Here is a 766-nt window from a genome sequence, read left to right on the forward strand (position 1 = left end):
CCGTTGGCCACAATTATGAGGAAAATTATATCATTACTTATATTGATTTCATTTTTGAGTTGTGATAACGCTTCAACACATTTACCCAAATCATTCAAGGATACATCTGAATTTAAGGTAAGTTTTCTAGAAAAAAAGGTAAGGTTGCCGAATAATTATTCAAAGGTTACTGTTGATGAATGGGTAAGAGAGCTTGATTCTATTGAAAATAGAAGCTTGGTCTCAAATGTGCAACCAGAAGATCTGAAACATTTCGAAAATCTTGGAATTGAAATGGACTTATTCATCGAAAAGAACAATCCACAGAACTATATTACATTCATGCTTGGTAATTACGTGTTTTTGGACAAAGATTTATTGAATGCTTACACTAATATGCTTGAAAGCCAGATGAAGCAGAGATATGGCAATTTGGGGCTTGGATACGAAAGACTTGAGAGCAAATATATTGCAATCAAGAATACAAGATCAATAAAAGTAAAGTTCAAACAATTGGACTCAGTAAATAAAAAGTATATAACTCAATATATTATAACAATCGGAATGAAAACATTTTCGATGAATGTGGTTAGTAATGATGTTGATGAAGACTATCAAAGACTGTTGAAAAACTTTGAATCGATATAACTGTGGCCAACAATGTATAATGCGCATAACGCTCGGTTGAAAAGCTTAATTGAAAAACTTGCAAATTCATTTCAAAAAAGTCTTATCTGAAAAATACGTAACTTCATCCCCGCGCAACGACGCATTATACAAAACCGTT

General features: G+C 32.4%; 1 protein-coding gene. It reads left to right on the top strand.

Going from position 1 to position 766, the window contains the following annotated elements; genetic code table 11:
• On the top strand, positions 1-627 hold a 627-nt coding region (locus I4Q58_RS15460; RefSeq protein WP_236002963.1), incomplete at its 5' end, for a hypothetical protein.
• Between the last annotated feature and the right edge of the window lie 139 nt (positions 628-766).

The organism is Luteirhabdus pelagi, assembly GCF_016827595.1.
In the GTDB taxonomy this organism is placed as follows: domain Bacteria; phylum Bacteroidota; class Bacteroidia; order Flavobacteriales; family Flavobacteriaceae; genus Luteirhabdus; species Luteirhabdus pelagi.